Annotated in this window: 8 protein-coding genes and 1 pseudogene; 7 read left to right on the top strand and 2 right to left on the bottom strand. The window is 63.6% G+C overall.

What is annotated here, in order from left to right:
* Window positions 1–145: 145 nt before the first annotated feature.
* Window positions 146–1,168: a LacI family DNA-binding transcriptional regulator gene (locus DDE13_RS21150; RefSeq protein ID WP_162631154.1), complete on the bottom strand. Its 1,023-nt coding sequence runs from the start codon at window positions 1,166–1,168 to the stop codon at window positions 146–148.
* 151 nt (window positions 1,169–1,319) lie between these two features.
* On the opposite strand from DDE13_RS21150, the gene DDE13_RS21145 reads away from it, so the two are divergent.
* The 6 genes from DDE13_RS21145 (at window position 1,320) to DDE13_RS21120 (ending at window position 8,128) form a co-directional block, all read left to right on the top strand.
* The gene (locus tag DDE13_RS21145; RefSeq protein ID WP_111406203.1) at window positions 1,320–2,378 is read left to right on the top strand and encodes a sugar phosphate isomerase/epimerase family protein; all 1,059 of its coding nucleotides are present in this window, start codon (window positions 1,320–1,322) and stop codon (window positions 2,376–2,378) included.
* Entirely contained in the window at window positions 2,375–3,535 is a 1,161-nt protein-coding gene (locus DDE13_RS21140; protein WP_111406202.1) for a Gfo/Idh/MocA family protein, read from the top strand. The genes DDE13_RS21145 and DDE13_RS21140 overlap by 4 nt, the downstream gene beginning before the upstream one ends.
* On the top strand, window positions 3,532–5,034 hold the full coding sequence (locus DDE13_RS21135) for a sugar ABC transporter ATP-binding protein (protein ID WP_111406201.1): 1,503 nt from the start codon (window positions 3,532–3,534) through the stop codon (window positions 5,032–5,034). Before DDE13_RS21140 ends, DDE13_RS21135 begins: the two co-directional genes overlap by 4 nt.
* Window positions 5,031–6,029 (top strand): ABC transporter permease, encoded by a 999-nt coding sequence (locus DDE13_RS21130; RefSeq protein ID WP_111406200.1) that lies wholly within the window; start codon window positions 5,031–5,033, stop codon window positions 6,027–6,029. Before DDE13_RS21135 ends, DDE13_RS21130 begins: the two co-directional genes overlap by 4 nt.
* A gap of 30 nt (window positions 6,030–6,059) precedes the next feature.
* Window positions 6,060–7,016, top strand: a complete 957-nt coding sequence (locus tag DDE13_RS21125) for an ABC transporter substrate-binding protein (protein ID WP_111406199.1) — start codon at window positions 6,060–6,062, stop codon at window positions 7,014–7,016.
* 644 nt (window positions 7,017–7,660) lie between these two features.
* Window positions 7,661–8,128 carry a GNAT family N-acetyltransferase gene (locus tag DDE13_RS21120; protein ID WP_111406198.1) on the top strand — a complete coding sequence of 156 codons (468 nt, stop codon included), beginning with the start codon at window positions 7,661–7,663 and terminating at the stop codon, window positions 8,126–8,128.
* A gap of 258 nt (window positions 8,129–8,386) precedes the next feature.
* Here DDE13_RS21120 and DDE13_RS23090 read toward each other — a convergent pair whose 3' ends face one another.
* Window positions 8,387–8,524: a hypothetical protein gene (locus DDE13_RS23090; protein WP_162631153.1), complete on the bottom strand. Its 138-nt coding sequence runs from the start codon at window positions 8,522–8,524 to the stop codon at window positions 8,387–8,389.
* Window positions 8,525–8,758: 234 nt separating this feature from the next.
* Between DDE13_RS23090 and DDE13_RS21115 the strand changes: the two are divergent.
* A pseudogene (locus tag DDE13_RS21115) lies at window positions 8,759–8,986 on the top strand (helix-turn-helix domain-containing protein); the annotation flags it as partial.

The following is an 8,986-nucleotide window of genomic DNA, read 5'->3' as shown; positions in this document are numbered from 1 at the left end:
GGCAGGCCGTCGGCCATGTGTGCGACCTGTTCACCGATGAAGAGTGCAACAACTTCTTCAAAGCGGCGGGGTACCAAGCCGATTAAACGCGACATGCTCTATTGGGCAATTGCAAGCGCGGCCGAAGGGATACGAACACCAAGCTTCAGTTCTGGGTCACGAGTGCCCGAGATGCGTGCGCTGGGTTTGCGACGCTGCTGCGCTCGACCAACTCGACTGGGATGATCTCGGTCTCGATGTTGATTGACTTGGTCGCAATCATCTTGAGAAGCATGTTCGCCGCCCGCTCGCCAATCAGCGTGCGTGGCTGGCGGATCGTGGTTAGGGTCGGCGTCATGTGAGCCGCAACCTCGATATTGTCGAATCCGATCACGGATACATCGCGGGGCACATGCAACCCGGCACGCTGGATAGCCCCCATGAACCCGCAGGCCATTTCGTCGGAAGCGCAGAACATCGCACCGGGCCGCATCGGGTCCGCGATCCAGCGCGCGGCAGCCATCGCACCGGAATCGAGGCTGAAATCGCCTTCGTAGATCCAGGCTTGGTTTGACGGCAGGCCGAGCGTCGCCAGTGCCGCGAGATAACCCTCCTGCCGGGTGACGTTCAGGACATTGCCCTTCGGCCCCGTCAGGTACCCGATGGTGCGGTGCCCTGCATCGAACAGATGCCGTACGGCGAGTTCTGCACCATGCGCGTTTTCGACCCGCACCGACGGCAAGGTGTCGCCCAGCCATTCACACGCGGCAACGACAGGCGGGCTATCCGGTACGTCGAGCGCGGCGAGAGACAGGTTGCCGTCGAACAGGATCAACCCGTCAGCCACGCCGCCTCGCAGGTACTGTCGCAGCCGCGAGTCGGGGTCTGGCCCGGCCTGTGTGTCGGCGACCAGCAACCCGAACCCTTCAGGCGTCAGCACCGACGAAATGCCGGCCAGAATCTGCGAGAAAAACGGATTCGCGAGATTGGGCACAAGAGCAATGATACTTCCGGCGCGTTGCATCCGCAGGTTTCGCGCCGCGTGGTTGACCTGATATCCGGTTTGCTCGACGGCGGCCAACACGGCAGCGCGGGTCGCTTCCGCGACGAGCCCCGGATTCGAGAGCGTCCGGCTGACAGTGGCGGTCGATACCCCGGCGAGGCGGGCAATGTCCTGTAGGGTCGCCATGAGTCGTGTGATGCCATCTGCCGTTTTCAATGCCTTACAATGGTCCCGCAAATTTCCCTTGTAAACGATTTCAGTCCAGTTATCGTCCCCGTTGAAATCGATTACATCGCTTCTTTGGATGTATTCACCGACCGGAGGGAGGAACGGTTCGATGAAGACAATGCAGGGACCTGCCCTGTTTCTTGCGCAATTCGCCGGGGACGCGGCACCGTTCAATACATGGGCCGGCGTAACGGACTGGGCAGCCAGTTGCGGCTATGCCGGTGTGCAGGTTCCCAGTTGGGATGCGCGCCTGATCGATCTTGAACTGGCCTCAACGTCGAAGGACTACTGCGATACCTTCCTGGGAACGGCGGCGGAGCGTGGTCTCGCCGTTACGGAATTGGCGGCGCATCTTCAGGGCCAGTTGATCGCGGTGCATCCGGCCTATGACACGCTGATGGACGGGTTTGCCGCGCCGCATGTGCACGGCGATCCAAAGGCACGACAGGCCTGGGCTGTGGAGCAACTGGAAAAGACCATCCGCGCATCGCGCAATCTGGGGCTGACCGCGATGGCGGCGTTTTCCGGCGCGCTGGCCTGGCCCTATCTCTACCCGTTTCCGCAGCGTCCCGCCGGTCTGGTCGAGGCGGCGTTCGACGAGTTGGCCAAACGCTGGCGACCGCTGCTGGACCTCGCAGACGAGAACGGCATCGATATCTGCTACGAGATCCATCCCGGCGAAGACCTGCACGACGGTGTGACCTTCGAGATGTTCCTCGACAGGGTCGATCAGCACCAGCGCTGCAAGATGTTGTACGATCCATCGCACTACGTGCTGCAATGCATGGATTACCTGGAGAACCTCGATATCTATGCCGACCGGATCGGGATGTTCCACGTCAAGGATGCCGAATTCAACCCGACCGGTCGGCAGGGCGTGTATGGCGGCTACCAGTCGTGGGTGAACCGGGCGGGGCGCTTCCGCAGCCCCGGCGACGGTCATGTCGATTTCGGTGCGATCTTCTCCAAACTGGCGGCGCAAGGGTTCGATGGCTGGGCAGTCGTGGAGTGGGAGTGTGCCCTGAAACATCCCGAGGACGGCGCGCGCGAAGGCGCGGCCTTCGTGCGCGATCACATCATCCGCGTGACCGAAACCGCGTTCGACGATTTCGCAGCGTCGGGCGCCGACGACGCGGCCAACCGCAGGATACTGGGGCTGGACAGATGAGCAGATTTTCAGACCGTACCGGACCGATCCGGCTGGGCATGGTGGGCGGCGGCTCTGGTGCTTTCATCGGCGGGGTGCACCGCATCGCCAGCCGTCTCGACGGGCACTACCAGCTGGTTGCGGGCGCGCTGTCCGCGACGCCGGAGAAGGCGACCGCATCGGGCGCAGAACTCGGCCTCGATCCCGCGCGCACGTATTCGGACTTCGCCGAGATGGCCAAGCGCGAGGCGCGACTGAAGGACGGAATCGAAGCTGTGTCGGTCGTCACGCCCAATCACCTTCATTTCGCCGCCGCGCGGGAGTTCCTGAAACGGGGCATCCACGTGATCTGCGACAAACCGCTGACGTCGACCATGGCGGATGCGAAGAAACTGCTGGCAGCGGCGGAAAAGTCCGATGCGCTGTTCATCCTGACGCACAACTACACCGGATACCCGATGGTGCGGCAGGCGCGGGCGATGATCGCCGCGGGTGATCTGGGCGACATCCGCGTCGTGCAGGTGGAATACCCGCAGGACTGGCTGGCCGAGGCGCCCGCGCCCGACAACAAGCAGGCTGCGTGGCGCACCGATCCTGCGAAGAGCGGCATGGGCGGGGCGACCGGTGATATCGGCACGCATGCCTACAACTTGCTGCGCTTCGTGACCGGGCTGGAAACCGACCGCTTGGCCGCCGATCTGCACAGCTTCGTGCCGGGCCGCCTGCTCGACGACAATGCGCATGTGCTGCTGCGCTTCAAGGGCGGTGCACGGGGCATGTTGTGGTGCAGCCAGGTCGCCACGGGGCACGAGAACGGCTTGAAATTGCGCGTGCATGGAAGCAAGGGCGGGCTGGAATGGTTTCAGGAGAATCCCAACCTGCTTTGGTTCACGCCGCTGGGCGAATCCACCCGGCGCATGACCCGCAACGGGCCGGGCGCCGGCGACGCGGCGAACCGCGTGTCCCGCATTCCAGCCGGGCATCCCGAAGGATTCCTTGAGGGGTTCGCCAACATCTACAGCGAAGCGGCTGAGGCAATTCGGGCGGTGCGCACTGGCCAGCCCGTGCCCGACGCGGTGATGTTCCCGACGATCGGCGACGGGATGGAGGGCATGGCCTTCATCGATGCCTGCGTACGGTCCGCCAAGCGAAACGCGGCCTGGGTGAGCCTGTCGTGACCGTGCCGATCCTGTCTGCGAAGGAGGTTTCGCGGAGCTTCGGCCCGATCCAGGTGCTGTTCGACGTCGACTTCGACCTGCGCCCCGGCGAGGTGCACGCGCTGATCGGCGAAAATGGCGCGGGCAAGTCCACGATGATGAAAATCCTCGGGGGCTATCTTGCGCCCTCGGGCGGAAGCCTGTGGCTCGATGGTGCTGCGGTCAGCTTTGCCGATCACCGGCAGGCGGAAGCCGCGGGGGTCATCATGATCCATCAGGAATTCAACCTCGCGCTGCAACTGACGGTGGAACAGAACATCTTTCTGGGTCGTGAGCTGATGCGTGGACCGTTCCTCGATCACGCCGCGATGCAGGCCGAAAGCCGCCGCCAGCTTGAGGCGCTGAACTGTCCGCTGGACCCGCGCCTGCGCATTTCCGACATCTCTGTGCCGAACCGGCAGATGGTGGAAATCGCGCGCGCGATGGGGCGCAACGCGCGGGTGCTGATCATGGATGAACCCACTGCCGTCCTGACGGGCCGCGAGACGGAGATCCTGCTGGACCAGATCGATCGCCTGCGCGCGTCCGGCACGGCGATACTTTACACGTCGCACAAGCTGGACGAGATCGCGCGCATCGCTGACCGCATCACCGTGCTGCGCGACGGGCATCTGGTCACGAATGCGTCCGCCGCGGACCTGACGCCGGACCAGATGGCCGAGGCGATGGTCGGGCGCGAATTGTCAGACCTGTTCCCCGCCAAACGCGAAGGGCAGGCCGAAACCGTGCTGGAGGTCGAGAACCTGACCGTGCCGGGGCACGTGCGTGGTGCCTCCTTCACCCTGCGCCGTGGCGAAGTGCTGGGCTTCGCGGGCCTTGTGGGTGCCGGACGTACCGAACTGATGGAAGGCGTGGTCGGACTGCGCAAGACAACCGGCACGGTGCGGATTATGGGCAAGACACTGGCGCCGGGATCCGTCCTTGCCGCCTGCAAGGCGGGCCTTGTGTACCTGACCGAGGATCGCAAGGACAAGGGGCTGCTGCTGGGCAAGTCTTTGCGCGAGAACCTGACGCTGTTGGCGCTGGACCGGTTCACGAACATCCGCATCGACACCGCCGCCGAGGATCGCGCGCTGACGCAAGCCATTTCGGATTTCGACATTCGCGCCGGAGATCGCGGGATGAACGCGGGCAACCTGTCGGGCGGCAACCAGCAGAAACTGCTGCTGGCCAAGACGATGCTGGCCGAGCCCGACATCGTGATCATCGACGAGCCGACGCGCGGCATCGACATCGGCACCAAGCAGCAGATTTATCAATTCATCCGCCAACTCGCCGACAGCGGCAAGAGCGTGATCGTCGTGTCGTCGGAACTGCCCGAAGTGATCGGCATTGCCACCCGGGTGGTCGTGATGGGGCGCGGCTTCATCGCGGGCGAGTTGGAAGGCAATGCCATCACCGAAACGGCCATCCTGCGGCTGGCCATGGGAACACAGGATCAGGAGGCCGCTCCCGCATGACCGATGCATCCACATCCACTCCACCTCGCCGCATGCGCCTGAACTTTCACGTTTTCGGCCCGCTGCTGGCAATGGTCGCAGTGATGGTCATCGGCGCGTCGCTGAACCTGAGCTTCCTGAGTCCGGAAAACCTGACCAATGTCGCGGCCCGGTCGGCCTTCATCGGGATCATCGCGGTCGGCATGACCTTCGTCATCACCGCCGGCGGGATCGACCTGTCCGTCGGCGCGATGGCCGCGTTCGTCGCGGGTGTCATGATCATGGTGATGAACGCGCTCGTGCCCGTCATGGGGGCGGGCGTGCCATTGATCATGGTCGGCATGGCGACGGCGCTGCTGGTCGGCGGTGCGGCGGGCATGCTGAACGGTGTGCTCATCGCCAAGGTCCGGATCGAGGCCTTCATCGTGACGCTCGGCTCCATGGGGATCTATCGCAGCCTCGTCACATGGCTGGCGGATGGCGGCACGCTGTCGCTGGATTTCACCCTGCGGGGCGTCTACCGCCCGGTTTATTACGAGGGTATTCTGGGACTGTCTTGGCCGATCATCGTGTTCGCCATCGTCGCGATCCTGGGTGAACTGGCGATGCGGCACACCGCCTATGGCAGGCACTGCGCGGCCATCGGGGCAAACGAACAGGTTGCCGTCTATTCCGCGGTCAAGGTCGCGCGGGTGCGCATGGCAACCTATGTCGTGCTGGGAATGCTCGTGGGGCTGGCCACGATCATGTATGTCCCCCGGCTCGGGTCCGCATCGGGCAACACGGGTGTGCTGTGGGAACTGGAGGCTATCGCCGCCGTCATCATCGGCGGCACCGTGTTGAAGGGGGGCTTCGGCCGGGTCTGGGGCACGGTGATCGGTGTCCTGATCCTGAGCCTGATCGGCAACATCCTGAACCTCGCCTCGATCGTCAGCCCGTATCTGAACGGCGCGATCCAGGGCGTGATCGTCATTCTCGCTGTGGTTCTGCAGCGGGAAAGCAAGTCCGCCGATTAGGGCGGCCATTCAAACCAAGGGAGGAACAACATGAACCGCAGGGATATCTTCAAGGGCGCCGCACTGGTCGCCGGCCTGGCTGGTGCCACGGTCGCACAGGCACAGGACGAAACCTTTACCATCGGCGTGGCGATCCCGTCGGCGACGCACGGCTTCATGGGCGGGCTGAACTTCCATGCGCGCGACACGATCGAGCGGCTGGAAGCCACCTATGACAACATCGAGTTCGTGCTGGCCACGGCAGGCGATGCCGCGAAGATGGTCAACGATATCGAGGATATGGTCGCCACGCGCGGGATCGACGCCCTGGTGGTGCTGCCCTTCGAAAGCGAACCGCTCACCTCGCCCGTGCAGGCGGTGGCCGAGCAGGGGATCTGGGTCACGGTGGTCGACAGGGGCCTGTCCGTCGAAGGGATCGAGGATCTTTATGTCGCGGGCGACAATCCCGGCTTCGGGCGCATGGCCGGGGAATACTTCGTCGAGAACCTCGAAGATGGTGACAACATCGTGGTGCTGCGCGGTATTCCGACCACGCTTGACAACGAACGGGTCGAAGCCTTCAGCGCTGCCATCGAGGGATCGGGGATCAACGTTCTGGACATGCAGCACGGCAACTGGAACCGCGACGATGCCTTCACCGTGATGCAGGACTTCCTGTCGCGCTTCGACGACATCGACGCGGTCTGGGCGTCGGATGACGACATGGCCATCGGCGTTCTGGCGGCCATCGAACAGGCCGAGCGCGAAGACGAAATGTGGGTCATGGGCGGTGCCGGCATGAAGGAGATCATCGGCCGCATTCGCGACGGGGACCCGCAGCTTCCTGCGAACGTGTCCTACCCGCCCGCGCAGATTTCGACCGCGATCGAACTGACGGCCCTTGGCCTGGTGTCCGACACGCCGGTTTCGGGACGGTTCATCATCGGCTCTCAGCTCATCACGCCAGAGAACGCCGAGCAGTTCTATTTCGAAGACAGCCCGTTCTGAAGCTGTACGGTATCGGGCGGCGCATGCTTGTGCCGCCCGGTTGCCTCTCCCCTCGGCGGCCGAGGGCAGGGCTATTCGCGTTGGCCCTTGACGCGCCTGATGTGAGCGCCGCCCAGTTTGCGATGAAACCGTGTTCGGTTCCGCCGCAGGTATCGGTCCTTCCGGAAGACTGGCTTCGACACTCATCATGACGAGGTTCTTGACCATGGCGATGGACGCGCAAGCATGGGTGAGGCCCACACGTGGATCGCCGGTCACGTCGAACACCACATCCACGTCCTCGTGCGCGTCGAGCGATGAGCGGCACCTGGCCTGCCGCGCCGTTCGGGTGGGATCGTCAGCTCCTGCGCGAAGCTCCGGTCCGAGGCCGGAAGCCCGAGATGCGTGTCGTGCTATTCGCGCGAAATTCCGTCGACCGCGTTCAGCATCCTGAACCCTTGGCTGAACCTTCTGCGGCCGCGCGAACGGCAGCCATGACCGGACATTTGGCGCGGGTGAAGAATTGATATTCCCCTGATACGCTTTGAGTTACTGGGTGGCAGGTGGGGCCGCCGGTTGACCCGGACAGCATGTCTGTGTCAGTCGATCGGACTTTGCAGTTCACCCCGGTACGAGGACGCCGGCACCAACCAAAGGAAGGACCCATGGCATTCACCCTGCGTCGCAACCGCGAATGCGATCTCGCCCCTTTGTCAAGGATGCTGCCGGACGCGGAAATTCCGTTGCTCAATCCCAATGCGAAAGTGCCCTTCGACGAGATGGAATGGCATCGCAAATGGCTTGGAGACCGTGAGGATGTGTCCTTCTACCTGCAAGATGATGCTGGACGGGACGTTGGATTCTTCGCCTTGAGGGAGGGGATTGGACCGGAAGTGCGGCACCTTACTTATGTCTATCTCACCGAAGAGGTGCGCGGTGGTGCCGCTGCGGAACTGACGGAACGCGTGGAAGAGGCGGCGCGGGCACTCGGCGCCCTGGTCCTGACCTTGAAGGTGGAACTCGACAACGCGCCGGCCTTCAATGCCTATCTTTCGGCCGGATATGAGGAACTGTCCCGATCCCAAGGCACGGCCACGATGCGGCTGGACCTGGAGGCGCGATCCGCCGTCTGACACAGGTTGCCTGCCGTCGGCGCCTTGGGCGTCGTTCCCGCCATTCGTGACGGGGTCAATGCACGCCCGGTCCGGGCCGATTCTCCCGGCCCAGGAAAATCCGTGGGACAATCAGACGTGGCGCGCATCGCGACCTCGCCCGGACTGTCCAGCGGGAACGCGCCATGACATGCCGACCATGTTTCTGGATGCTCCCGCGGCGGCTGTCCGGACACGACCGGCCAGACCCGATCCGATATCGCTACCGCGCCGTTGCGGTCAAAGATGTCGTTCCTGCCCGACGGCAGGCACCACATGATCGCTGAACCGGGCCAGCACGACCAGCGACCATTCGACGATGACCTGCGTATGCGCGTCGCTGAAAACCGAACCGCTGGCCAGCAAGATCTTCCGCACCCGCGATGGTGCCCGCGCCGATGTGTTCGACCGCATCGAGTGCGCCCCGGTCCGCGCCGCAGCGGTTCAGAACCGCGCCATCGCGGATCCATGGCTCGCAAGGTACCTGCCTGCTCCACCTGACACGCTGTCCATGAGCCCGCCACTAGAGCGTGTCGCCCCTGATCGGATTCTGGATTCCCATTTCGATCATCCCGTGATTCCCTGTTCTGGAGGCAGATATGGGGGTCAGGTATGGGTAAGCCGCATCCTGTTGAGTTACGTGAACGGGCGGTTTTGCTTGTTGAGCAAGGCAGCACGCACACCGAGGCGGCGCGGCGCCTGTGTGTTTCCATCAAGTTCGTCAATGACATGGTGCGGCTCAAGCGCGAGACTGGCGCGCTTGCGCCAAAGCCGCAGGGCAATCCGGGACGCGGCAAGCTGACCGATGTCAAAGACTGGGTGCGGCGCCGGATCGCGGCC

Source organism: Meridianimarinicoccus zhengii (assembly GCF_003254465.1).
Lineage (GTDB): Bacteria > Pseudomonadota > Alphaproteobacteria > Rhodobacterales > Rhodobacteraceae > Meridianimarinicoccus > Meridianimarinicoccus zhengii.
This window is presented reverse-complemented; position numbering and strand designations above follow the sequence as displayed.

Bases quoted from the DNA above. Each gene is read 5' to 3' on its own strand.
- DDE13_RS21150 (WP_162631154.1), bottom strand. From the start codon at position 1,168: ATGGCGACCCTACAGGACATTGCCCGCCTCGCCGGGGTATCGACCGCC.
- DDE13_RS21145 (WP_111406203.1), top strand. From the start codon at position 1,320: ATGAAGACAATGCAGGGACCTGCCCTGTTTCTTGCGCAATTCGCCGGG.
- DDE13_RS21140 (WP_111406202.1), top strand. From the start codon at position 2,375: ATGAGCAGATTTTCAGACCGTACCGGACCGATCCGGCTGGGCATGGTG.
- DDE13_RS21130 (WP_111406200.1), top strand. From the start codon at position 5,031: ATGACCGATGCATCCACATCCACTCCACCTCGCCGCATGCGCCTGAAC.
- DDE13_RS21125 (WP_111406199.1), top strand. From the start codon at position 6,060: ATGAACCGCAGGGATATCTTCAAGGGCGCCGCACTGGTCGCCGGCCTG.
- DDE13_RS21120 (WP_111406198.1), top strand. From the start codon at position 7,661: ATGGCATTCACCCTGCGTCGCAACCGCGAATGCGATCTCGCCCCTTTG.